Annotated in this window: 14 protein-coding genes, 1 tRNA gene and 2 pseudogenes; 3 read left to right on the forward strand and 14 right to left on the reverse strand. The window is 64.9% G+C overall.

Annotated elements, in window-relative coordinates; genetic code table 11:
* Positions 1 to 2,427, forward strand: a complete 2,427-nt coding sequence (pheT, locus tag ACEVQ6_RS19670) for a phenylalanine--tRNA ligase subunit beta (RefSeq protein ID WP_374890755.1) — start codon at positions 1 to 3, stop codon at positions 2,425 to 2,427.
* 47 nt (positions 2,428 to 2,474) lie between these two features.
* On the opposite strand, the gene ACEVQ6_RS19675 is transcribed toward pheT, so the two are convergent.
* Positions 2,475 to 2,822: a hypothetical protein gene (locus ACEVQ6_RS19675; RefSeq protein ID WP_374890756.1), complete on the reverse strand. Its 348-nt coding sequence runs from the start codon at positions 2,820 to 2,822 to the stop codon at positions 2,475 to 2,477.
* Between the two features lie 77 nt (positions 2,823 to 2,899).
* Positions 2,900 to 3,429, reverse strand: a pseudogene (locus ACEVQ6_RS23685) (IS481 family transposase); the annotation flags it as partial.
* 134 nt (positions 3,430 to 3,563) lie between these two features.
* On the opposite strand from ACEVQ6_RS23685, the pseudogene ACEVQ6_RS19690 reads away from it, so the two are divergent.
* Positions 3,564 to 3,806 (forward strand): annotated as a pseudogene (locus ACEVQ6_RS19690) (transposase domain-containing protein); the annotation flags it as partial.
* A gap of 533 nt (positions 3,807 to 4,339) precedes the next feature.
* Here ACEVQ6_RS19690 and ACEVQ6_RS19695 read toward each other — a convergent pair.
* Positions 4,340 to 5,095 carry an SIMPL domain-containing protein gene (locus tag ACEVQ6_RS19695; RefSeq protein ID WP_374890757.1) on the reverse strand — a complete coding sequence of 252 codons (756 nt, stop codon included), beginning with the start codon at positions 5,093 to 5,095 and terminating at the stop codon, positions 4,340 to 4,342.
* Between the two features lie 137 nt (positions 5,096 to 5,232).
* Between ACEVQ6_RS19695 and ACEVQ6_RS19700 the strand changes: the two genes are divergently transcribed.
* Positions 5,233 to 5,308 (forward strand) — tRNA-Ile (locus ACEVQ6_RS19700).
* A 491-nt stretch (positions 5,309 to 5,799) separates the two neighbouring features.
* On the opposite strand, the gene ACEVQ6_RS19705 is transcribed toward ACEVQ6_RS19700, so the two are convergent.
* The 11 genes from ACEVQ6_RS19705 to ACEVQ6_RS19755 all read right to left on the reverse strand — a co-directional run bounded on the left by ACEVQ6_RS19705 (position 5,800) and on the right by ACEVQ6_RS19755 (position 24,017).
* A complete protein-coding gene (locus ACEVQ6_RS19705; RefSeq protein WP_374890758.1) occupies positions 5,800 to 6,705 on the reverse strand; it encodes a DNA cytosine methyltransferase in 906 nt (301 codons plus the stop codon).
* Positions 6,680 to 6,871: a Com family DNA-binding transcriptional regulator gene (locus ACEVQ6_RS19710; RefSeq protein WP_374890759.1), complete on the reverse strand. Its 192-nt coding sequence runs from the start codon at positions 6,869 to 6,871 to the stop codon at positions 6,680 to 6,682. Before ACEVQ6_RS19710 ends, ACEVQ6_RS19705 begins: the two co-directional genes overlap by 26 nt.
* 147 nt (positions 6,872 to 7,018) lie before the next feature.
* Positions 7,019 to 7,741 (reverse strand): hypothetical protein, encoded by a 723-nt coding sequence (locus tag ACEVQ6_RS19715; RefSeq protein WP_374890760.1) that lies wholly within the window; start codon positions 7,739 to 7,741, stop codon positions 7,019 to 7,021.
* 8 nt (positions 7,742 to 7,749) lie between these two features.
* Positions 7,750 to 12,249: a GDSL-type esterase/lipase family protein gene (locus ACEVQ6_RS19720; protein WP_374890761.1), complete on the reverse strand. Its 4,500-nt coding sequence runs from the start codon at positions 12,247 to 12,249 to the stop codon at positions 7,750 to 7,752.
* Position 12,250: 1 nt separating this feature from the next.
* Positions 12,251 to 12,973, reverse strand: a complete 723-nt coding sequence (locus tag ACEVQ6_RS19725) for a hypothetical protein (protein WP_374890762.1) — start codon at positions 12,971 to 12,973, stop codon at positions 12,251 to 12,253.
* A gap of 8 nt (positions 12,974 to 12,981) precedes the next feature.
* Positions 12,982 to 15,642, reverse strand: coding sequence for an SGNH/GDSL hydrolase family protein (locus tag ACEVQ6_RS19730; protein WP_374890763.1), 2,661 nt, complete (start codon positions 15,640 to 15,642; stop codon positions 12,982 to 12,984).
* Positions 15,643 to 15,651: 9 nt separating this feature from the next.
* Entirely contained in the window at positions 15,652 to 18,969 is a 3,318-nt protein-coding gene (gene gpJ, locus ACEVQ6_RS19735) for a TipJ family phage tail tip protein (RefSeq protein WP_374890764.1), read from the reverse strand.
* Positions 18,966 to 19,382, reverse strand: a complete 417-nt coding sequence (locus ACEVQ6_RS19740) for an NlpC/P60 family protein (protein ID WP_374890765.1) — start codon at positions 19,380 to 19,382, stop codon at positions 18,966 to 18,968. Before ACEVQ6_RS19740 ends, gpJ begins: the two co-directional genes overlap by 4 nt.
* A complete protein-coding gene (locus ACEVQ6_RS19745; protein WP_374890766.1) occupies positions 19,379 to 19,906 on the reverse strand; it encodes a hypothetical protein in 528 nt (175 codons plus the stop codon). Before ACEVQ6_RS19745 ends, ACEVQ6_RS19740 begins: the two co-directional genes overlap by 4 nt.
* Entirely contained in the window at positions 19,903 to 20,328 is a 426-nt protein-coding gene (locus ACEVQ6_RS19750) for a hypothetical protein (RefSeq protein ID WP_374890767.1), read from the reverse strand. Before ACEVQ6_RS19750 ends, ACEVQ6_RS19745 begins: the two co-directional genes overlap by 4 nt.
* Positions 20,322 to 24,017, reverse strand: a complete 3,696-nt coding sequence (locus tag ACEVQ6_RS19755; protein ID WP_374890768.1) for a phage tail length tape measure family protein — start codon at positions 24,015 to 24,017, stop codon at positions 20,322 to 20,324. Before ACEVQ6_RS19755 ends, ACEVQ6_RS19750 begins: the two co-directional genes overlap by 7 nt.
* Positions 24,018 to 24,024: the final 7 nt, after the last annotated feature.

Below are 24,024 nucleotides of genomic sequence, written 5' to 3' on the forward strand. Positions count from 1 at the left end.
ATGAAATTCACTCTCTCCTGGCTGAAGGACCATCTGGACACCGAAGCCTCGCTCGACGCGATCTGCGAGCGGCTGACCGCGATCGGCCTCGAGGTCGAGGATGTCGATGCCAAGGCGGCGCTGAAACCCTTCGTCATCGCCCGCGTCGTCTCGGCCGAGCAGCACCCGAACGCCGACAAGCTGCGCGTGCTGATGGTCGATACCGGGGCAGGCGCTCCGGTCCAGGTGGTCTGCGGCGCGCCGAATGCGCGCGCCGGCCTTGTCGGCGCCTTCGCCGCGCCCGGTGCCTACGTCCCCGGCATCGACGTGACGCTCGCCGTCGGCACCATCCGCGGCGTCGAGAGCCGCGGCATGATGTGCTCGGAAAAAGAATTGCAGATGTCCGACAATCATGACGGCATCATCGACCTGCCGGCGGACGCGCCGGTGGGCGAGAGCTTCGCCGCCTATGCCGGCCTCGACGATCCCGTCATCGAGATCAACCTGACGCCGAACCGGCCGGACTGCACCAGCATCCACGGCATCGCCCGCGATCTTGCCGCCTCCGGCCTCGGCACGCTCAAGGTTCCGCCCGCGCCTGTCTTCGCAGAGGAGGGCGAGACGCCGGTCAAGGTCGTGCTCGATCTCGGCGGGGATGCCCATCTCTGCCCGGGCTTCGCGCTGCGCCTCGTGCGTGGCGTGACGAACGGCCCGTCGCCGAAGTGGATGCAGCAGCGCCTGCTCGCCATCGGGCTTCGCCCGATCAACGCGCTGGTGGACATCACCAACTACATGACCTTCGACCAGGGCCGGCCGCTGCATGTCTTCGATGCCGCCAAGGTCAGGGGCAACCTCAAGGTGCGCCGCGCCGCCGAGGGTGAGACCGTGCTGGCGCTCGATACGCGCGAATACCGGCTCTCGCCGGCGAATGTCGTGATCGCCGACGACAACGGCGTCGAATCGATCGGCGGCATCATGGGCGGCGAGCATTCGGGTTGCGACGAAAACACGGTCGACGTCCTGATCGAATCGGCGCTGTGGGACCCGATGAACATCGCCCGCAGCGGCCGCGCGCTCGGCATCATCACCGATGCGCGCTACCGCTTCGAGCGCGGCGTCGACCAGCAATATATGCTGCCCGGCCTTCACCGCGCGACGGAACTGGTGCTTCAACTCTGCGGCGGCACGGCGGCTAAGGCTGAGATTGTCGGTTACAAGGGCTACGACGCGCCGGTGATCGACTTCCCCCTCTCGGAGGTGAAGCGCCTGACGGGCATCGAGATCGACGCCGCCGATGCGACCGCGATCCTGACCCGCCTCGGCTTCAAGGTCGGCGGCGAAGGCGCGCGCGTCTCCGTTTCCGTTCCGTCCTGGCGCCCGGACGTCGCCGGCAAGGCGGATCTGGTCGAGGAGGTGATGCGCATCCACGGCGTCGACAAGATCAAGGCCGCGCCCCTGCCCGGATTCGGCGCGGTCAACGGCCGGATCCTGACGACGCTGCAGATCCGCACCCGGCTGGCCAAACGGGCGCTCGCCGCGCGCGGCATGCTGGAGGCGGTGACCTGGTCCTTCATCCCGAAGGCGCATGCCGAGATCTTCGGTGGCGGCCAGCCGTCGCTGTCGCTGGTCAACCCGATCGCCGCCGACATGTCGGACATGCGCCCGTCGCTGCTGCCGGGGCTGCTTGCGGCCGCCCAGCGCAATGCCGACAAGGGGTTTGGCGACGTCGCCCTCTTCGAGGTCTCCGGCACCTATCAGAACGACACGCCGGCCGGCCAGCGCCGCGTCGCCGGCGGTGTCCGCCGCGGCACGGCGACGCTTGCCGGCAGCGGCCGCCTATGGTCGAACGCGGCAAAGGGCGGTGGCAAGCCGGTCGACGTCTTCGACGCCAAGGCGGATGCGATCGCCGTGCTCGAAGCCTGCGGCGTGCCGATGGGGAATGTCCAGTTCGAGGCCGGCGGCCCGGCCTGGTATCATCCCGGCCGCTCCGGCACGATCCGGCTCGGTCCCAAGGTCGTGCTCGGCGCCTTCGGCGAATTCCACCCGAAGACGCTGGAAGCGCTCGACGTCTCCGGTGCGCTCGCCGGCTTCGAGATCTATGTCGATGCCATCCCCGAGCCGAAGAAGAAGGCGAGCCGCACCAAGCCGCCGCTCGATCTCTCGCCCTTCCAGGCGGTGAAGCGCGACTTCGCCTTCGTCGTCGGCCGCGCGGTCGAAGCGGGCGCCATCGTCAAGGCGGCGGCAAGCGCCGACCGCAAGCTCGTCACGAACGTCACCGTCTTCGACGTGTTCGAAGGCGCGTCGCTCGGCGAGGAGAGGAAGTCGGTCGCCGTCGAGGTGACGATCCAGCCGGTCGAGCGCACGCTGACCGACGAGGATTTCGAGGTTTTGACGGGCAAGATCGTCGCCAACGTGGCGAAGTCGACCGGTGGGGTGTTGCGGGGATAGAACAAAGGGCGCCGCACGCTGGACCCTGCGTGCGGCGCCGCCTCATCCTATCTTCCCTGGAGCACGCGGATAGCGTTGGGCGTCGGCGATCCGCGCCATATGCGGACCACATCCCCATAGGTCAGCCGCTTGCTGGCGATCGCGCCGGTCATGCGCTGGCAAAACGTGTTCCGAGCTCTTTCCGGTGAAACATTCATCAGCTTGGCCATCATGGGCCTGTTTTTCGGCCAAGTGCTCCAGTTTTCCGTCATGCACTGCCGCACAGCCTCCCGCCTCAAGCCGGGGCTGCCCTCCAGTGCCGTCTGGAACGCCTCGTACTGGGGCTCCGTCATGGCGGTGCAGCCGGTCAGTATCAGGCCCAGCAATGCCGTGACGACGAGATGTCGGCTTCTCATGCTCTCTCCTTTTGTTTTGCCGCATTGTCCGACTCCAACGCGCTTCCGCTTCGCTGGAAATGCTCTATCTTTCTGTTTTAACGCGTTGTCCGGACCTCAAGTCCGATTTGGATCCGACCGGAAATGCCCTGCGTTTTTAGCCCCTGCATCTGATGGATTGGATCGATGATGAAACGATCTGGCTCGGTTGTCCATTGTTTATAGATGAATTTTCAAAGGGTCAGGCCCCTCAGCGTCTCGAGCTTTGCCCGAAATTATCAGCGTCGATGATGTGGGCAATATGCTTTCCCATTGTGCATGATCGTCGTCGTGGAAGCGCTTCACGATGGCGCCGCTGATCGTCCGTGTCATTCGCGCGACCTTTCCGTTGCTCCAGGGGTACGTCACCTTTGTAAGCCGGTTGTCGATGTTGTTCTCGTTGCCGAAGCCGGTCGAAGGTATGGTGAGAAGGATAGTGAGGCCGCTGCTGATTGATGAACTCTATACTGTTGTTCGTCAGAGTCGTGTGGATGATGGAAGGCACGGCCACGACGATATTGCGCAGGAATTGGGCGGCATTCATTTTCCCGGCCTTGGCATGGAGTTCAACGAAGGCAATGTGAGACGTTGCAACCCTATCGCAGATGTAAGTTCCGTTTGGACGACGATCACGCCATGCGCGGAGTACTTGTTCCATGCCCAACACAGCCAACGACGGGAGCGTCGCCGCAAAGACAGCCAGCCGCTCGTAGACGATATGTCGAGCGAGCCCTGCGAGGCTATGCCCTTGGCAGGAAGTGTTGGCTCTTCGCTGGCGCGGAGCGCGGCGCTGACCGTGCCGCCTTCATGGCGACGCTGATCATGACAACAGAGACCTGCGGCGTCGATCCGCAGGCGCGGCTCGCCGACGTCCTTGCCCGTATTAGAGACACCCCAATGATCAGGCTCGAGCAACTGCTCCCCTGGAATTTTTCGTCGCCCACCATCGACGCTCAAGCGGCATGACATGCGCTCTTTACCGTACCCTTACCAACATCTGGCAGTTCATGCGGGACAACGGACTGTCAAAACGCATCGTCAAGGACGACGACGATACCGCCACCCATCGCTGCGACGCCTAGAACAAGCTCACCGGCCAGCCAGAAAAAATCATACCAGTCGGACATCGCCAACGGGCACATCAGCCATGATCAGCGCTTCTTGGCATTATGACACTCGTGAGGCGGATCATACGTTGATCATGACTCTCCGGAAGGTCCTGGGACGCCGAACATGATCTCAATTTGGTTGCGTCGTTCGTCGTGGCGCTTGTCGTATTCGGCGGTCTTGGACCAGAGACCATTGCGGCTGAAGATGATGACGCCGCTCAGACCATAGCAGGTGCTTTTAAGACAGAGGGCTTAAGACGGGAAATTTCCCGTCTTAAGTTCAAAATTGCTGATCAATGGCTGTGTACGCCCACTTGCATCGGAAGCATCGATCCAAATGATCGGCTCCAACAAATCACAGGAAAAATTCGCATGTTTATGATTTTTTCTTCAATTTTGCTTTATAGAAAATGTAATTTCAACGGAAACACTATAACCATTCTCGCCAGCGGCAACAGGTATTCCTTCTGCAGCACTGTCCTTCGCCATCATTCGCATCGACATCGGCTGCGCTTGAAGGTTTCGCTCGGAGATCTCGATGATGCGCCCGAGCGACACACCCGCCGCCTCTGTCAATACCTTGGCCTTGGCCATCGCATTCGCGACAGCTTCTTTGCGGGCGGCAGTGATTGCCTCATCCGGCGTGTCATTTGAAAAATTGATGTTCCCGCCCTGGTTTACACCCAGCGTGACCGCGCGGTCGAGAATGCCGCCAAGCTTGGACAGATCGCGCACGCGAATGCTGAGACCGTTGGTAACCTGGTATCCGTAAAGTTCAGGTGGGCGATTGCCGCCGTCGGAATTGTCGGGATAGCGATACTGCGGCGCAATCGAAAACCCCGCGGTCTGCAGGTCTCGATCCGCGATATTCTCGTTCTCGCGCAAGGCCTTCAGGACGTCTGCCATCGCCTTGTTGTTCGCATCAAGGGCACCCCTCGCCGTCGGGGCATCCTTCACCACGGCGAGCGTAATGAAAGCCATATCGGGGGCCAGCGACGATTCACCCTCACCTGACACCGTGATCGTGGCCTCCCGACGCTCTCCTTCGGCTGCCTGGCCGGTGGCCGTCGAAGCAAGCAGCGTTGCGACAAAAAGAAAGGCGATTCGGCGGTGATGAAAATGCATGTCGTTTCTCCGGTGGCTCATTCCTTGTAGAAAGAGTTGCCGCCTGATTGTGTGAGGATTACGGCGGATCCCTTGTCGTACTGACACATCTCATGTAAATCGGGAACGCGTAGCGCTCGATCGACACTTGGTTCAAGGTTGATGGGTTAATCTCGGAGGGGCCTGTAGCTCAATGGTTAGAGCCGGCGGCTCATAACCGCTTGGTTGGGGGTTCGAGTCCCTCCGGGCCCACCATTTCCGTCTTCGGACGTTGTTTTTCCATTGCTTTTTCCTCGATTTGTCTCACCGGTGTAGCCGGACGCGAATTTCCGGAATTTTGACAGCTAAATCTGGAATTTTGAGAATTCCGGAGATGGTGTCAAAGGGGCCTCAAAGTCTCTTTGAACCCCCTTTGCACATCAGTCCTTAAACTGAGGAAGAACCTCTCCCGGATAGCTGTCCGAGGGACGAGGATTGGTCCAGGGTGGTGGCTCACCCGTTATCGCAACAATCGCAATACGGATCTGCTCCGTCAAAACCCCGAAAGCCCTGTATTGATCGCTCGACGTATCCAGATTGGCCACATGTGAAATGCAGGCAGTATGGAAATCCGTCGCTTTTGCCAGCCAGTGGCTCGCCTCAAGCCCACTCAGCTGACGTCGTCTTTGGTGCCGTCTCATGGCGTCTCCTTTATGAGAAGAATCGCCGCATGTCGTGGACATGATCGACCTCGTCAGCCTGCTGCGTCAACACGTCATCAAAGCATTCTTGAGAGTGCGCCACGCATACGCAGCAACCAAGCTGACCACTCCGTTACCGGCTGCCTCGCATCGGTCCATCCGATCGGCCATCCCATCATCCAGTCCGAAAAGCTCGGGTTGGAGGTCAGGTCTCCGGGCGAGGATCTCGGCCCAACAGTCAAACTGATGTGGAGAGGGCGGATATAAGGGAAGCTGAAGGCCGCCGTCGGTCGCGCTCCGCACGCGGTCATCAGCAGATAGTTCAACGTCCAGATCCGCGCAACCCGTCCAAGTCCCGCTTGGCTCCCGACCTTGTCGGGGTCGTAGCTGACCCTCCATCCCTTGCCTGACAGCATCAGGTCGACCTGATTGCCGGCCTGTGATTTCGTCGGCGTGGGCCACAATGAAGAGCCGTCGCCGAATGTGGCTTGCGCCGGTTTCGAGCGCCGAGAACAGGCCTGCTTTGACCGCAAAGCCCATGCCGCGAAGGTCTGCGATGACGCTGGCGGCTCCCAGGGACAGGTGTCCCTCGACATTTTCGAAGAAGCACCATTCGGGGTCGAGCTCCCTGATGATCCGCCGGATATGGGGCCAGAGATGCCGGGGATCGTCCTCGCCTCGTCGCAGGCCGGAGAAGGAGAACGGCTGGCACGGATATCCTCCAGTGAGGAGATGAACCTTGCCACGCCAAGGGCGGCCGTCGAAGGTCGTAACATCGTCCCAGACAGGCGCGTGATCCAGGGCCTTGTCCTCCATCCTCGCCACGAGGGTGACCGCGGGGAAGACCTCCCGCTCGACGAAACAGACAGTGCGATATCCGGGTTCTGCGATATGGAGGCCGAGCTCCAGGCCTCCAACGCCGGCGCAGAGGGCAATACCTCGGAGATCACTTGAGGGGGAATGTAGAGCCACACAGATGTTTCCTTGGCCGCTCTCGGCGGTCGGGTACGGGCTCTGCGGGCCTCAGGTGATTGACGGTGCCGCACCGGCGACACTTGATTTCGATAGCGTTGGCGATGGCTCCCTGTCCAGCCCGGAAAAGCAGGGCCGAACAGGAGCCGCAACGAATATCCTGCATGTCAAAAAGCTCACGACTCAGTCACACGGTAATTGTCCGGCTCTGCCGGATCAGGTGTGACAGTTATCGTTTTCGGCTGTCGGACGGGTCGTGGCGGCCAAACTACTGCCCGTCCTCGGTGCGCGTGAGCGCACCGGCACCTGCTGCTTAGATCGTGATCCCATCGAGCGCCGCGACGGCCTGGGCCCGGGCGTAGACCTGCGTCAGCTCATTGTCATTAAGGGCGACCGTGTGGATGCCCGCGCAGTTGATATCGCAGTTGCCGGCAAAGGTGCTGGCGTAGCCGGAGCCGATGCGGATGGTGCGCGTGTTGGTCAGGTCGCGGGCATACGGCATCGCCATCGTGCCGACGGTGCCGGCGGTCCAGTCCCTGACGGTGACGAGGTCGGCAGCGTCGTCGACGACTACCGAGTAGAACGACCAGTTGTTCGGGGACGTGTTTGCCGTTGCGGTCACGAACGACAGTGCACCGGAGTTGTTCGTGCCGGCCGATCCTCCGATGGTGGTGGCGTTGTTGGGGTAGAGCGACACGCCGGCGGAGCCGAGCGCCGAGGCGGCGTAGTTGCCGAGGAAAATGGGCCTGGTCGTGCCAGTCGAGGAGCCGACGCCACGGGCGACACAGTAGAACGTCATGCTGGCCGTCTCGGCCGCCACGGTGTCGAGATAGGTCGTCTGCGATTTGAGAGAGGCGAAACCTGCGCCGAACGTCGGCGTGCCGGCGAGCTGTGCCGCCGGCTGTCCCTTGACGAGGTTGCGCAGCAGGACGCCGGAGCCCCCTCGAAAGAAATTGAAGTAGCGTGCGCCGCGCGGGGCCGGGCTGCGGAAATCCGCGCTGAAGGAGAATTCTCCGTAGGTTGTAACCCGTGTCATGACGTGTCCTAACTGTCGAGGATGAGGGCGCGCAGGGCCAGTCGGGCCTTGTCGGCGTGACCATATTGATTGAGGTGGAGGGCGTCGTTGACGAAGCCGGAGGCGAAGGCGGCGGCGTAGGTGCCGAGCCGGGCCGTCATGTCCATGACGAGCAGGTCATAGGTATCGGCCAGCTCATACTGCGCGCCGACATACTGGCTCCAGGGATAGTCGTAGGAGCTGCCGCCCGGCGGCAGCGATACCATCAGGGCAACGTCGGAGCCGACCGACTGCAGGCCGATGATCATCTGCTCCAGATTGGCGCGGTAGACGGCGGGGCTGATGCCCTGATTGATGTCGTTGAGGCCGAGCTCGATGACGGCGAGATGCGGGGCCAGCGCCTGCAAAGCGGAAAGTGGTGAGAAAAAGCTGCCGGTCGCGGCCCAGTCTGATGACCTCCACCCCGATCGCCCCATGTTGAGGAAGCAGACGGAGGGGTTGAGGCTGTCATGAACGAACCCGCCGGCGATCTGCACGTCGCCCGACACTCTCTTAATAGAGAGCGTGTTGGCGCCGCGTGTCGGCGTGTAGACTATCCGCTGCACGGAGCCGGTCGCCGGGGTGAAGCTCGTGACAGTGCCGCCGATGTCGAGGGAGAAGGTCGCGGCAGAAGACACCACCACGTAGATCTCGGCCGTGTCCCAGACGATGCCCGGGTTGAAGACGAGCGCGGTCGTGGTCGTCGAATTCGCGAATGCCGCGCCACCGAGCGAGACGACCCCGTTGATGCCCCAGCCCGAGCCGAAGGTGAAGCGCGGGTCATAGGCCAGAAAGTTGCTGACATCTGAGTTGGTCATCGCCTGGCCGAAGAAGGACGCGGCATTGGCCGGCATCATCCGGTTCGTGAGTGATGCCAGCACAGTCGGCCAGGACTTCGCGCGCCGGTGGATGCCGGTGCCCTCGACCGCCCATCCCATGGTGTTGCTGTCGCCGACGCAGGCGACCAGCACGCGGCCGAGGCCAAGCGCGACACTGGAGAGGGCGTAACGCCAGCGGTCGAGCTGCATGGCGCCACGGGTGTAGATCGACGAGACCGAGGCGATGAGCGAGGGCGCATTGACCTGGACGGCTCCAGGCGATCCAACAGGCACGCCCATGACCTCGAGCCCGGTAGACGACAGCCGAAGGCCGACGAACCCCATGACATCGGCGATCTCAAGCGCCCCGTCCGAGTAGCTTTCGAAGGTCAATCCCGCAAAGGATACCGCTCCGGCCGGCGAAATGCTGAAGGCCTGGAAGCCAAGGGCATCCTCAATGGAAAAGCCGCCATCCTCCGTCGTCTGGAGGGACATGCCGCTGATGAGCACCCGCCCGTCCGCTGTGATCTCGAAGGGCGTGAAACCCATCTCGTCCTCGATCAGCAGCCCGCCGTCGCTGCTTGGAGCGATACGCAGCCCCGCGAAACGCAGAGCCCCCTCTTTCTCGACGACGAAGGCCGCGAAACCCTGCGGATCTTCGATCCGAAACTCATTGTCCGTTGGGTCGTAGGCCAGATCGAAGAGGGGGGAGCGCATGCCGCCGGTGGCGGAGAGGCGCGCCAGAACGAAGCCCAGGACATCCTCGAAGGTGAAGGGATCGTCGTCATTGGCGGTCGGGCCGATCAGGCCGGAGAGATCCACGGGCACAGGACTGACGCTGATCAGCGCGTCGAGCTTGGCCTTGTCGGCCGAAGACATCAAGCCGGCATTGCTGCCGGTCGCAACGGTCAGGCCCGCCTTGTCTCCGAGTGCCGCAATCAGGCCGGCCACCGTGCTCATCGGCTGCGTATTGGTATGGTTGCCGCGATCGAGCAGGATCGCGTCGGCCGAATTTGCCGTGGCGCCAGGTGCGATGCCATTGATCTTCGTCTTGTCGGCGGCCGACATCAGCCCGTTGGCCGCCGTGGTGGCTATGGCCGTGCCGGCCTTGGCTGCGAGCAGGGCATCGATCTCTGCGATACCGTATGCCGGCTTGTCCTCGAGGACCGCGATCCAGGCGACATCCCCGACGAAGTCGGCGCCAGGCGCGAAGTCGAACCGTAATGAGGTGATCGAGCCATTTTGCCAATCGGTCCCGCCGGCCGAAAGCGCCCACATGTCGAGCACGATCGTCGCCCAGATGCCGAGGCCGGGGTCCGCCCAGGAGCGCAGATAAGACCCAGAATGGCCGTGGCCGGTCGTGGAATAAAGCAGCAGGCCTTCGTGGTTGCCGGCGATCCGCCGATAGCGGAAAGCGACATAGCGGCCCGTTGCCCCCGAAAAGCTGATTGATCGCGTCAACTGGCTGTCGCCGGCGCTTGCCGTCAGGCGCAGGGAGCCATTGAGCTCGGACTTTGTGCCGCTGAAGGAGAAGACGTTAAGCTCGGAATAGCCGCGCCACGCGACGATCGCAGATCCGGTGGGTGCGTATATCGATGAGGTCGCGTCGAGCTTGGTCTTGTCGGCGCCCGACAGGAAGCCGGAGACGGACGTGGTGGCGTCGGAATGGGTGTGCGCGGCGGATGCCTTGCCGTCGAGGGCGCTTTGCAGGCCGGAGATGGTACTGATCGCCGTCCCGGGCTGGAGCGCGCTGTCTGCCTTGGCAAGCGAGGATTGGGATGCTGAAGACAGTCCGATAGTCGGGTCACCCGTAGCGCCGATCGGCTCCGTAACCAGGATGCCTGTACCGGCCGTCAGGACGCGCGAGGCGTAAGATCCGCTCGCGCGACGGACCATAATGCCATTCTGGCTGAAATCCGTGTCCATCATTGCGCCGGCGGCGGCGACGGTGGTGGCATTCGTCTGCGTTGCGCCGGCGGCCACGCCGTCGAGCTTGGTCTTGTCGGCCGCCGATAAAAATCCCGAGGCGGACGTCGTGGCGTCGGCGTGACTATGGCCGTTGTAACTGACCTCAATGCCGTCTTTGTAATATCCCCCTTTGGTGTCCCACTTCCCCGCGCGAAAGTCGTAGTAGCCCTTGATCGTGCCGCTGTTTGCGTCACGCATCCCCATGCCCCACCACCCCTGCAGCATGTAGTTGTAAGTGCTGTATGAGGCGCCATCCCCAGTCCCTGGATAGATGCCGCCAGAAAGGTTCGGGAAAGTGATGCCACCTGTAAAATTAGCCCCCGACAGTGACGCCTTGCCGTCGAGCGCGGCCTGCGTCGCCGTCGATACCGGCTTGGCGAGGTCTGCGGTGTTGTCGACATTGCCGAGGCCGACGTCCGCCTTGGCGAGCGTCCCCCACGAGATCGACCCGGCCGTCGCGCCGGCCTTGAGAACCCGGCCGCTGTTTGTCGTGCCGGTCGCCGGAACGTGCAGGTTCCCGTCGCCGGTCGGATGCGTGTAGTTGGTCGCGCCGGCGGCCACGCCGTCGAGCTTGGTCTTGTCGGCCGCCGACAAGAAGCCGGAAACGGACGTCGTGGCGTCGGAATGGGTGTGCGAAGTCGCCGCCTTGCCGTCGAGCGCGGTCTGCGTCGCCGTCGACACCGGCTTGGCGAGGTCTGCGGTGTTGTCGACATTGCCGAGGCCGACGTCCGCCTTGGCGAGCGTCCCCCACGAGATCGACCCGGCCGTCGCGCCGGCCTTGAGAACCCGGCCGCTGTTTGTCGTGCCGGTCGCCGGAACGTGCAGGTTCCCGTCGCCGGTCGGATGCGTGTAGTTGGTCGCGCCGGCGGCCACGCCGTCGAGCTTGGTCTTGTCGGCCGCCGACAAGAAGCCGGAAACGGACGTCGTGGCGTCGGAATGGGTGTGCGAAGTCGCCGCCTTGCCGTCGAGCGCGGTCTGCGTCGCCGTCGACACCGGCTTGGCGAGGTCTGCGGTGTTGTCGACATTGCCGAGGCCGACATCCGCCTTGGCGAGCGTCCCCCAGGAGATCGACCCGGCCGTCGCGCCGGCCTTGAGAACCCGGCCGCTGTTGGTCGTGCCGGTCGCCGGAACGTGCAGGTTCCCGTCGCCGGTCGGATGCATGTAGTTGGTCGCGCCGGCGGCCACGCCGTCGAGCTTGGTCTTGTCGGCGGCCGAGAGGAAGCCGGAAACGGACGTCGTGGCGTCGGCGTGGCTGTGCGAGGTCGCCGCCTTGCCGTCGAGCGCGGTCTGAAGCCCGGAGATGGTGCTGATCGCCGCGCCCGGCTGGAGCGCGCTGTCTGCCTTGGCAAGCGATGCCTGCGCTGTCGACGACAGGCCGATCGACGGATTGCCCGCGACGCCGTTGGCATTGGTGATAGCAATGCCCGTGCCGGACGACAGGCTTCGGCTGGCATAGACGCCCGCCGACACGCGCACCATCCAGCCGTTGACCGTGAAATCGGCATCGGTGATGCCGCCGCTTGTCGCCGTGAACCATGTCTCGATCTGCGAGAACGGCCAGAAGGCGGCCGTGCTCACACCGTTGGTCATGTAGATGCGCTCGTCCGCCAAGTTGTAGAACGATGTCGGCGGCGAGGATGGCGATGCCGCCGGCACCTGGCCGGCGACATTGCTCAACAGGAATGGACCGAGTGCTGCCGTCACGTCAGATCACGATGCCCCGGCGGCCGGCGCTCGCCTTGAGCCTTGCATACCAGGCGGCCTGTTCGGTGGGGTTCAGGGCCACGCTGCAGATTCCGGCGGCATGCAGATCGCAGGTGCCGCCAAACGATGCGGAGTATCCGGCCCCGATGCGCGTCGTCGCGGCATTGAAGGCGCGGGAATGGGTAATCGCTGCGCTCACCGGCGCAATGTCCGGACGCGCGAGATCGCGGGTCGTCAGTGTGGTCCCGTCGAAGGTCACGCACGGCATGCCCCACGCATTCGGGTCGCGCGTAATGGCCGCCTCGACGAAGACACTCGACCCGCCATCGTTGGTATTGATGATGCCGCTGATCGCGACCGAGGTTTTGACGAACAGGCTGGTGCCGCCAAGCGCGACGGTCGACCCGCCATAGTCGCCCATGAAGATCGGCCGCGTCGCGGGGTCCGTGGTGACGCCGACGCCACGGCAAACGGCAAAAAAAGTGAACTGGGGAAAATCGTCGAGCAAGCTGTCGAGGAATGCGGCCGGACTGAAGCGGGCATAGCCGCTGCCATAGGTCGGAGAGCCGGTCAGGCTGGGCTGCGGCTTGTCGCGCACCAGGTTGCGCGCAATCCCGGCCGCCCCGTGGATGAAGAGGTTGAAGAACTCCAGGCCGCGCTCGACGGGCGGAAGATAGCGGGAGGAGACGACGGAGGCCTGGGGCCCAAGTTTCTGGAAGCTCATAACCTACCTCAGAAGGACGTGAAGAAGCGATGGAAAGCGCTGGCCGTGTCGGCGTAGCCGTACTGGTTGGGATGCAAGGCGTCGGTCGTGAAACCGCCGCCCTCGGCCGCCGCGCGCGATCCCATGCGCAGCGTCAGGTCGACCACCGGCAGGCCATGGAGGCGGGCGACGGCATAGATCGCCGCGCGGTAGAGCTCCCAGGCGTAGGCTGAGGTGCCGCCCGGCTGGACCGACACGACCAGGACGACATCCGCGCCGTTGGTCCGGCAAAGCCCGACGAGCGTCGCCAGATTGGCCTGGAAGACAGAGGGCGCGATGTCCTGGTTGAACTCGTTGAGCCCGAGCTGGATGACAAAGGTCGAGGCCGTCGCCGCCAGGTGCAGAACGCCGTTGCCCGGGGAGTAGAAGGCGGCCTGGGAGATCCAGTCGGATGCGCGCCAGCCGGAGCGGGCGACGTTGAGCATCCGCATCGGCGGCGAGACGCTGTCATAGACGGAGACGCCGTTGATGCGCACCGTGCCGGAGACGCGGCGGATGTTGAGCGGGTTCGCGCCGCGCGAAGGTGCGGAGTAGCTGATGGTCTGGATGGAGCCGGTCGCCGGCGTCAGCGTCGTCGCGGTACCGCCGATATCGAGACTGAGCGACGCGGCCGCGCCGAGGGAGACCGTCACCCGAGCGCGGTCCCAGACCTCGCCGGGCGTGAAGACGAGAGGATCAGTCCCGCTCGACACCTCGAACATCCCGCCCCCGATCGACATATCTGCGCCGATTGACCAGCCGGCGCCAAGGTCGATGCTTGCATTGAAGGCCTCGTAGGCGCTGACGCTCGAGGAGGTGATCTGCTGGCCGAAGAATGAGGCCGCCGTCGTCGGCATCGTCCGGTCGAGCATGCGAGCGAGGACGGTCGGCGGTGACTTGGCCAGCCTGTGATTGCCGCTCCCCTCGGCCGCCCAGGCCACAAGATTGCTGTCGCCAATCCAGACGACGGTCCCTGGCCCCTGGTCACCGAGCAGCACCTTTGCGCGGTCCATGCGGTAGCGCGGCAGGTCGACCGCTCCGCGTGACAGGTAGTTGAATGTGGCAAGATTGACCTCGGGAGCGACCGAAGAAAGCATCTGTGCGGATGGAGGCCCGACAGGCACGCCAAGGATCTCGACGCTGCTGCCGATGGCGCGGATGATTTCCATGTAGTCGTGGTCCAGCAGCAGCCATCCTGCCGGAAAGTCTGCCGATACCGTCATATCGCCGAGATAGGCGCTGCCATCGAGGTCGAGGCCGAAGCCGACAAAACCGTCTTCGTCGGGCATGGTGTAAGTGCCGACCCTGGAGGATGCCAGCGCGAACCGCGCGGAGCGCAGCCCTCCGTAGGGATCGGCTTCAAGCAGCGCGTCATAGTCCTGGGTCACTACGGCCCATGCCACCTCGTCGGTCTCTTCATCGGTGACGAGGCCCTCGAGCGCACCGATCCGCGACATCGATGTATCGATGCGATCGTCAAGCGTCTCGATGTCGCTTTCCGCCGTCGTCACCCGTCCGGCGAGCGCGGAGACATCCGCCCCGGCGGCGACGACGTCGGTGATATCGTCGTCCTCGATGTCGTAGATCCGCGTCTTGCCGCCCTCGTAGGTTTCGACGTGGGCGACGACGTAGTGGGTGTTCGCGGGCCAGACGACGTCGATGTCGGCGCCATCGGTATCGGACCCGTGAATGTCGACGCGATGCGGATTGGCGGCGACGGAAAGCGGCGGTGCTGCAACCGTGATCGGCGCTCCGATCGGGGTTTTGGTGCCGGACAGAGGCTGGACGCAGATACCGATCGCATCGCCCATCGGATCGGTCGGATTGACCGACCGCCGCACGCTGTAGCGCAGGCGCGTGATGCTGCCGGGCCAGATGGCGATGCGTTCCCGGGTGGCGACGATACCGGCGCCGGTGACCTCCAGATAGGCACCATGGCTGTCTTCACCGACGACACCCGGCGGCGGAGCACCGAGCGAACCCTTGCCGGAGAGGGTCGATGTAAACCGCGCGATCGCATCGCCGGGGCGGCCCTGGCGCTGGATCAGCGCGTCCGACAGGCCGTCCATGCGGGTGCTTGCCGCCGCGTCAGCTGCCTGACGCTCGGCCGTCTCCTGCGTCAGCTCCGCATCGAGACCTGTGATAGTCGAGATCGGCTGAGTGCCTGTGTGGTTCGATCGCGCGCGCGAGGTCGTGTCGCCGGCGATGCGCTCCACCGTCTCCTGCGTCAGTTCCGCGTCGAGGCCGGTGATGGTCGAGATCGCCTGCGCGCCGAGATGGTTCGCGCGCTGCAGTCCCGCCGCCTCGGCTGCCAACGCGCGGTTCGTCTCCGCCGCGATCGCCGCGCCGTGGCCGGCCTCGTCGGGCAAGGGGCCGATGCGCGTCCAGGAGCCGGAGCCCACGCCGCCGAGCTTGAGATAGACGCCACGATAGGCGGTATTGCTGTCGCCGAACACGCGGCCGACAGATCCGGCGGCCCAGGCAAGATCGGCATAAAGCCCGGCCCGCGTCTCGTAGAGGGCACCGGGCGTGGCGTCCAGCTGTGCCTTCAGGTTGCCGATAGACATCAGACCGGTGCCCATCTCGTCACGGACGATGACATCGGTGACGAGCAGCTTCTCAGGAAAATTCTTGGTTCTGATGCCTGTCATGTCCGATTCTCAGATGATGGTGACGGTGTGCGGACCGGACAGAGGTCCGGGTTCGCCGATCGAATTAAGGGGCTCGAAAAAGTATCGGGCGGTGCCCTGAGAAAGGCACGCCGGCGTCTCGATGTAGGCGACGATGCTGTCGATCTCTCCGGCGTAATCGGCCGAGCCGACGAGCGAGAGCGCCCCCTGACCGGTCGACGCAAGCCGTGCCAGCTTGCGGCCGGTGGTCGATTGCTCGGCTCCATCGACGTTCGGCGACCCAGAAAGCCTTGCCTTGACCGTGCCGGCGGTGATCCTGCGGATGCGCCAGCCGATGCGATAGACGCTCCCCGAGGCAGCAGGGATCGAGAAGGACAGGACGCCGGGGCCCGATGTCGAATGGGTTGCGGAGCCGTTAAAGGCCCGCCAGCCATCGTCGAAGCGCCAGTAGAGGTTCCCTTCCTCGTCGGCATCGAGCATGTTGACGAGGCCCGGATCGCCATCGGTGACCGTGTAGTTGCGCCGTGGGGCCACATCGATCGTCGTCACCAGCACGTCTGTCTCCTTGTTGAGCGAGACGCCGGCAGCGCGCCATATGGCGATCGAGGATGTGTTGAGGTCAGCGCCGGTGCGCAGGCTGACGGTCGCCATGCCAAGGCCGCCGGTAATCGAGATCGCCGCGCCATCGAGGGCAAGCGGCGCACCGGGATCAAGCGAGCCGATCACGACAGTGACAACGTCGGTATAGGCGCCCGTGGTTCCGTCCTTCGCGACGCCCCGCGCGCGCAGTTGGACACTGTCACCTCGCACATAGCCGGCAATCGCGGTCGACGATGAGCCGGCAGGGATCGATATCGTGTTCCAGACGGTGTCGCCGGCCCCGCGGTGCTGCACCTGGAAGACATGGACATCGCCGCCGGTGGTCGCCTGCCTCATCCGGACGGTGAGCCCGTTGGCGCTCGCGGTGCCCTTGACGCCTGAGAGGATGCGCGCGAACACGGGCGCATCCGGCGCTTCGGTGATCGTCGGCACTTCGGTACCAAGCCGGCTCGACCAGGCCGGCACTTCCGTTGCTGCGAGGATCGTGTCGATCTGCGGCGCCGCATCCACCATATGCAGGATGGTGGTCAGTTCCTGCCCTGCCTCGACACGGGTGACGATCTTCTCGGTCGACGCCGCCGACATCGGCCCGAAATGCACCGTCATGCCGACAGTCAAGCGGCTGTCAGCCTCCAGCATGCGCAGGACGCGCGTGGTGCCGGTGACGGTCTTCACCTGCCGGATGATCGATGTACCGGCGGCATCGCCATCCTCGCCGCCGACCTTGTAGGCGACGGCGTAGGTCCCTTCCGGGTTGGTCATCCGCACGTCGTCATCGAGGACGATCGAGCCGCCGGAGATCTGCCGGACCCGCGCCGCGCGATGGAGCGTCGAGAGGACCGGGCTTGCGACGCGGACCTTGCTGCCGCGCGTCGCAATGCGCGCGGTGCCTGTCTGGACGCATTTGTAGTCGTCGGCCCGATGAACGAACTCCAGCTGCCGGCGGCGTGCGGCGCGCCAGACCTGTGCCGGATCCGTCAGGCCCGGCAACTCCAGCCGCTCGGTGACGGTGATGTCGCCGGTATAGCCGGGCCAGCGGACAATGCGCTTCGCAGGCTTGTAATCGTTGGTCTCGTCCAGGAATTCGACCACGAAGGCATGCGGCGGGTCGATGTATTCGCGCGTGCTCTCGAAGCCGTCGGCCGTGCGGCTGTCGATATGGTCGATGATCGGCAAGGCCGCAGGGTTGTCGATCACGACCCCCTCGCGCACGCCGTCGAAGCGCGGTGCGGCCATCCCGACGGCAGCGATCGCCTCGAGCACCTCGTCGCGCTTCGCCTCGAAGTCATGCACCCGGTCATAGGTGTAGCCGCGCACCCTGCAGAGGTCGTGCCAGTCCTCGATCTGCGGCAGGTTGATGCCGGCGTCATCCTCGGGAAACAGCGTGCCCCGCTGCAGTACCTGGCGCAGCGCCGATGCGGGGCTGCGTGTTTCGCGCATCTCCCAGGCTTCGGTCAGGTGGTTCCAGTCAAGCGCCTTGCGCCGGCTGAGGATGCTGATCGGGTCGAGCGTGTCGGAAAGCTGGTAGGTCGCCTTGATCTCTGCGATCACCAGCGCCATCGGCTCGGAGAAATTCAGCGGGTATTCGGGCAGGATCGACTGGATGGCCAGCAGCGTCATGGTGTCCTGCGCCTGCGTCGACCGGCGCTCCGGCGTCATGCGGGTGATCTCGACGGCATAGGCGCCGCGGACGGGGACGTCCCAGACATGCTCGCGGAAGAACGCCGTCCGGGTCGCCTCGGCGATGGTGAGGACGACGACATCGGTCCAGTCGCCGGTGCTGTCGGCCGGGCGCATGCGGATGCGGACCTCGACGGTCAGCTCGCGCAGGCCGCCCTCGTCGTCGACCGAGCACAGGCCGCCGCCGAACCAGAGGATCACCCTGAGCGTCTTGGCGTCCCGGGCCGAGTAGCGCACGACCGGCGTCTCGATCGCCTCGCCATCGATGATCTCGCCATACTGGTCGCGCGGCCGGGGCCGGGTCAGTTCCGAACGATAGAGACGCTCGATCACCGTCTCGGTGATGATGGTCGACGTCGGGTCGCCGGCCACGCCCGGCATGATCTCGATCTTCTTGTGGTCGTATTTCGACCAGGGCGTTTCGCCGATGCGGATATCGTCCTCGTCGATGACCTGCTCGCCATAACCGGCGAGCAGCGCGAGGCGCACATACTGCTCGCCGTTGCGGATGACGCTGTAGGGCGCGACCGCGAAGGGGGGCGTCCATCGTATCGTGCCGAACGGGTAAGGGATGACGCCGTCGAGCCGAATTTCGTTGCGAATGCCCGAAATCGTGTAGCGATCGCGCCGCTTGTCTTGTTCGGGAGGCTTGACGAACGCCCGCGCGACCAGCGAACCGACTGCGCTCGCAGCCAGGCCGATCACGGCCTTCCCAAGGGTCGTGGCGGCAAGGCCGGGGAACCAGAACTGCCCGAGCGCCAGCGCCGCGACCGTCACGAAGATCTGGATGAGCGACGAGAAGATCTTGCCGGCAGGAATGACACGGATCACGACCTGCACGCCGGGACGAGGCCGCGTGCGATGCCAGAACTGTGGCTCCACGACCTCGACGCCGCGCGATGTCACCAGCGTCACCCGCACGCGCGAGCGCTCGGCCGGCCCGCCATCCGGCAGGGCGGCGGCGATCATCGCCGTGATCGTCAGACCAAAAGGGAGCTCGATCTCGACCCGGATTGCATCGACATCGATCAGGGGCGTGGCAAGGACGGGAACGCTGTGAAGGGTCATTCAATCCCCCTCGAAGCCATCTCGATATGCCTGTAAACGCCTTCCAGGCTGTGCGACCAGCGACCTTCGCTCCAGGGCTCGATGCGCGAATGGCCCTCGGGCATATGCAGCATCAGCGTCCGGTCGACGACGACGCCGAGATGCCGGTCCATCGACGCCCGGCGAAAGCAGACAATATCGAAAGCCTGCGGCCGCTCCGCCCTCACCCACGATCCTGACGTGCGGGCCTCGCCGAGCAGCTGGTGCACCTCGGCGCTTTCGTCGGCGTCGGCATAGGCGCCGAGATAGGTCGGCAAGGGGATGCGGAGATCCTCGGCGTAGACGAGGCGCACAAGGCCGTAGCAATCGCAGCCCTGCCAATCGCGGCCGAGATTGACCTTGGGGATGCCGATATAGCGGTCCGTCCAGCTCATAGATGCAGCCCCGGAAGCACGAATTGCGTCATGCGGCCGGACGGCCACGGCTCGTCGCCCTTCCACGCGCGCGAGATCGACAGAGAGATTTCCGTCGCGGAAATCAAATGATCGACGAGCTTCAGGCCGAGCACCTGGTCCTGCACGTAGTTCGGATCCGAGGCCATCACCACGGCGATGTCGACCGTCGATCGGCTGCGCACGCTGCGCAGGATGCGTTCCATTTCCGCGCTGATGTTCGGCATCCGCAGTGTGGCCGACGCCTGGACGCCTTTCTGGTCGTGCGGGCGGTCGACCGTCATGGGCATGAACATATACGGGTCCGCATAGGGATTGGCGGTCAGCCAGGTCGAGTGGGTCGCATAGAGGAGCGGATCGTGCGAGATCCGCACGGTGTCGTCGGACGAAAGCCGCACCGTCTCCTCCATTTCCGGATGGGTGATGTGCAGCAGGAAGACCTCGACGTCCCCGCTGGTTTCGGCGTCGTCCGACTTGCGTTTGGTGAGGGAGATCGCGCGCGTCATGGCATGATCCACAGCGGGCAGACGACCGTGAACCGCACGCCCCTGATGCCTGTGACTTCCGGCGGCTGGTCGCCCCAGAGCATCAGCAGTGTCGCATCGAGCAGGATCGGGGTTCCGTCATCGTCAAGCCAAGGCTGGCCATCATCGAGCAGGGCTGGCCAGCCGTCGGTGATCGGATCCGGCATCTGGAATACAAGCGATCCATGCTGGAGATCGTCCTCGAAGAACCGCTCAAGCTCCGCGAACTGATCGCGGGAACAATCGAGGACGAGCGTCATCGGCTTTGCCGGCCGGGAATAGCGGCGCTGATAGCCAGGCGGGCCGGCTTCTCGCTGGCGGCGGGTGCGCGGATCTTCCCATCCGCGCCGGAAGCCGTCGCGGTTCGGGAGGGGAAGGGATGTCGGCCAGACGGGATTTACCATCGCCTGATCACCGGCTTCCGCGCGCCGCGCTGATCCAGCAGTTCATCCGCCTCGCCGCCTGCGGCCGACATGCCGCGCGCGACCGCGCGGGACAGCTGCAGCTCGATCTGTGGATTGCCGTTCTGGTCCTGGCGCTGGCGGCCCTGGACATCGACGCCGCCGACATAATCGTGGACCGCCAGCGTCATCGGCTGCCAACCCCGTGCAGCGCCGCCGGCTGCGGCCTGCGACGGTGCACCCGCCATAGCCTGCATCGCCGGCGCCGGCCGCGTCTCGATATGGCCCCCGTTAGCGCGGCCGCCGATATAGGTCACCGGCCGTCCGGCGTTGATCGCCTCCAGCAGCGGTAGGTTCCGTGCGGTCGCGTCCGCATTGACGATGTACTCGCCGGCGGAGGCACTCAGCAGGATCGCATCCTCGCGCGGGCCGCCCGGGCCGGAGATCTTGCCCTTCGCACTCTTCGCAGACAGCGGTCCGCCGCCGTCGGCGAACATGCCTATATAATTGCCCGACGCGGCCAGCGATGCCTGAGCGCCGTGAGGCACAAAGTCCGGCAGGATCAGCTTGAGGAGCCCGTCAAACAGCCCTCCACCGCCCCCCGAAGGCGCGGCCGGGAACTGCAGGTTGCCGAGCTGCTGGCCGAAGCTGTTCATGCCCGATCCGAGCGTGCCGAGGCCCTGGGTGGCGAGAGATGACGATTGCGAAACCTGCGTCAGGTTCGCGGCCGCCTGATCTGCGCCCTTCGCCATGCGCTGCACCGCGCCCATGGCGCTGCCCTCGTTGATCTCGAAGTGCATGGCGTCTTTCTTGGATCGCCAGTCCCCGCCCCAGGAGGTGCCGTTCTGCCGCGCGATCATGCTCGCCGTCGACGGCATGTCGGTCACAAGCCGCGACCCCATCGGGTTCTCGGCCGGGTTGATGTCGATCGCATTGCCGTAAGCATGGTTCGAAAGGCGGTTCGTGCCGGCAATGTTGCGGTAGTTGTAACCGCCGAGCGACTTGATCCGGTAGCCGGTCGCCTCGAGGTCGTCGATCACGCCCTGGAAGTTTGCCGCATACTTGGCATTGACCTGCGCCGTCAGTCCCTCGGCGGTCTTGACTGTGGCGAGGTCGATCCCGCCGCGCGTCTTCCCGGCGATTGGCAAGCCACCCGCATTATCATTGGCGCCCGTCAGTGCCGGCAGGCCAGCGCTTCCCGGCGTGCCAGTGCCCGGCAATCCGCCGCCGATCCCGCCATTGACGACGACGGTTCCAGCGGAAACCGTCATGGCACCGACCGACTGTGCACCCGCCTGCAATGCCGGGTTCGGCTTGCCCAGGAGAGCGCCGAACAGCCCGCCGATCCCGCCGACACTGTCGAGTGTCGGCGCGCTGTCGCCGTAGATCGCATTTTTCAGCGGGTTCTTGATCGCGAGATCGAGAAACGTCTTCTGGACTTCCTTGCCGATATCCTCGGCGACGTCCCCGATATCGGAAAACCCCTTGCTCGCGCTGTCGACCAGGCTGTCCACTGCGTCGCGGCCGACATCGCGGGTATCCTCCCAGATCTTCACGCGCTCTTTCAGGATCTCGTTGATCCTGATTTCCTGCGCCTCGGTCGACTGGAGATCGACCGGCAGATTGGCCCCGCGCAGCTCCGAGGCGATGCGCTGATCGACCGGCGATCGGAAAAGCTGGTCGCGCTCGAACTGGAGATTGCTGCGCAAGTTCACGCGCGCGGCCTGGTCGGCGAGCCGCCCGAGCGCCGCGGCCTTTTCCTCAATCGCGGCGAGTTCAGCCGCGTCGACGCTGCGCCCCTCGGCAAAGGCCGCCGCGCGTGCATCGGCCAGCATCTGGTGGCGCGCCTGGAGCTGCTCGACTTCGCCCGCCGTCCTGCCGATCAGCGAGATCTCCAGCTCCTGGCCGGCGATCATCTCGTCGCGGGAGCGCAGGCGCTCCTCCGCCGCCTGACGCTCGACGGCGATCGACTGCTGCAGCGAGGTGCGCCGCGCATTCTCGATCCGCGCCTCGGCCGTCTTCGGCTCGATCACCTCGCCCGCCAGCGACACCCGTTCACGCTCGCCGGCCAGCGTCGCCCGCATCTGGCCGTTGCGCTCTGTCTGGATGCGCAGGTCCAGTTCCGCGATGCGCAAGGCCTTCTCGGCCTCGGGGATGTAGGTTTCGATCGCGCGCTGCGTGGCGGCGTCAGCGCGCTCTATAAAGGCGCGGTGCTCCGCACCAAGCCCTTCGGCGATTGCACCGCGCCGGAGACGCTCCAGCTCGGCAGCAAGATCCCGTCGCCGGATTGCGGACTGATTGGCTGGCGAGCTTTCAGCCGTCGAGTAGGCGTCAGCTCCCTGTCTGATGGAGAGTTCGCGTTCCGACCGCCGGGCGTCGGCTTCCAGGCGACGGTTCCGCATGGCGTACAATGTGTTGAGATCGGCCTGGAGGTTCCCCTCCTCGGACTGGCCAAGTCCAGACATCTGCCGCACACGGTCGAACATTCCGACATCGCCCTTGCGGAGCGCGTCAAGGCGGCTCTGGGCGGTTTTGATGGCGCTATCAAGGTTTTGCTCGACGGCAAGCGGCCGCTCACCGTTAACGACACCGTCTGCAACCTTGTCGATGGCCCCGCCGATCGCGTCCATCGCGTCGCCGGCCTGTATCGCTACCCAGTTCCACGCCCGACCGAGCGCCGTCGTCGCCTCGCTGGCCTTGGCAAGCCGGTCGGGCAGTGCGTCGATCAACACGGCCTGCGCCTCGGAAATCCGGTTCTGCCGGGCAAGCGAGGTCGCGAGCTCGGCGGTCGCGCCGTCGATCAGCCCCATCCTCCGCCAGAGCGTGTCGGCCGCCCGGGCCGGGTCGGCGAACATCTCGGCAAGCGCACCGCCGGCCTCGTCGGCCGAGACGCCGATCGTCGCGGCAAAGTCCTTCGAAAGCCCGATCAGCCCCTCAAAGTTCTCCGAGCCGATCCGCCCCGTCCTGAGAAACTGCGCCTCCATCGAGCGCGCCGCCTTGACCGAGATCCCGGCGGCGGCCGCGCCGGCCTGCGCCGCCCGCTCCATCTCCGCCGGGCTTCCGGCAACGGAGCGTCCGAGGCCGGAGGCCGCCGTCTCCACTTCCTTAATCGAGGTCAGATACCCCTGCCAGGCGGTCGCTCCGATGGCTAGCGCCGCCGTCGTGCCGCCGATCGCCAGCCGCAGTGGCGTCACCGCGGCCGCCGCCGCCTTCGCCGCCGCGCCGATCGAGCCATAAATCTGCAGCACCTGCGGCCCCTGCTGCATCAGCACCATATGCGCCGGCATGCCGAGCGCGAGGCTCTGCACGGTATCGATCACCTGATATCGCAGGTTCTGCTGCTGCCAGGGTTCAAGCCCGCCGCCTGCCGCCTGCGCCGCCTTGCGCCCTTTGATGGCGTCGATCGAGGCAAGTGCCGCCCGTCGTTCCCGCGAAAGCGCCGCCGTCATCTCGTCGACGCCGATGACACCGGTGCGGTGCGCCTCGCGAATGCCGGCGACCTCGGCCTTGTAGTCGCGGATCACGGCAAAGGTCGGATTGTAGCGCGCGCGCAGATCGTCGCGCTGCTGCAGGAATGCACCGATATCCGCGCCGCGATCCGGTACGATCGACGCCCTGGACACCATCGCCTCGGCCGCCGCCTTGCGCGCGGCGCCGAGGCGTTGCCAGGCGCTCGCCTCGGCGTCGAGCACATTCTTT

The sequence above is a fragment of the Ensifer soli genome (assembly GCF_041928815.1).
Taxonomy (GTDB): Bacteria; Pseudomonadota; Alphaproteobacteria; order Rhizobiales; family Rhizobiaceae; genus JBHFEI01.

Excerpts from the sequence above, each read along its gene's own strand:
- ACEVQ6_RS19695 (WP_374890757.1), bottom strand. The coding sequence starts at position 5,095 with ATGAGCCACCGGAGAAACGACATGCATTTTCATCACCGCCGAATCGCC.
- ACEVQ6_RS19740 (WP_374890765.1), bottom strand. The coding sequence starts at position 19,382 with ATGAGCTGGACGGACCGCTATATCGGCATCCCCAAGGTCAATCTCGGC.
- pheT (WP_374890755.1), top strand. The coding sequence starts at position 1 with ATGAAATTCACTCTCTCCTGGCTGAAGGACCATCTGGACACCGAAGCC.
- ACEVQ6_RS19725 (WP_374890762.1), bottom strand. The coding sequence starts at position 12,973 with ATGAGCTTCCAGAAACTTGGGCCCCAGGCCTCCGTCGTCTCCTCCCGC.
- gpJ (WP_374890764.1), bottom strand. The coding sequence starts at position 18,969 with ATGACCCTTCACAGCGTTCCCGTCCTTGCCACGCCCCTGATCGATGTC.
- ACEVQ6_RS19730 (WP_374890763.1), bottom strand. The coding sequence starts at position 15,642 with ATGACAGGCATCAGAACCAAGAATTTTCCTGAGAAGCTGCTCGTCACC.
- ACEVQ6_RS19750 (WP_374890767.1), bottom strand. The coding sequence starts at position 20,328 with ATGGTAAATCCCGTCTGGCCGACATCCCTTCCCCTCCCGAACCGCGAC.
- ACEVQ6_RS19710 (WP_374890759.1), bottom strand. The coding sequence starts at position 6,871 with ATGCAGGATATTCGTTGCGGCTCCTGTTCGGCCCTGCTTTTCCGGGCT.
- ACEVQ6_RS19715 (WP_374890760.1), bottom strand. The coding sequence starts at position 7,741 with ATGACACGGGTTACAACCTACGGAGAATTCTCCTTCAGCGCGGATTTC.
- ACEVQ6_RS19675 (WP_374890756.1), bottom strand. The coding sequence starts at position 2,822 with ATGAGAAGCCGACATCTCGTCGTCACGGCATTGCTGGGCCTGATACTG.
- ACEVQ6_RS19745 (WP_374890766.1), bottom strand. The coding sequence starts at position 19,906 with ATGACGCGCGCGATCTCCCTCACCAAACGCAAGTCGGACGACGCCGAA.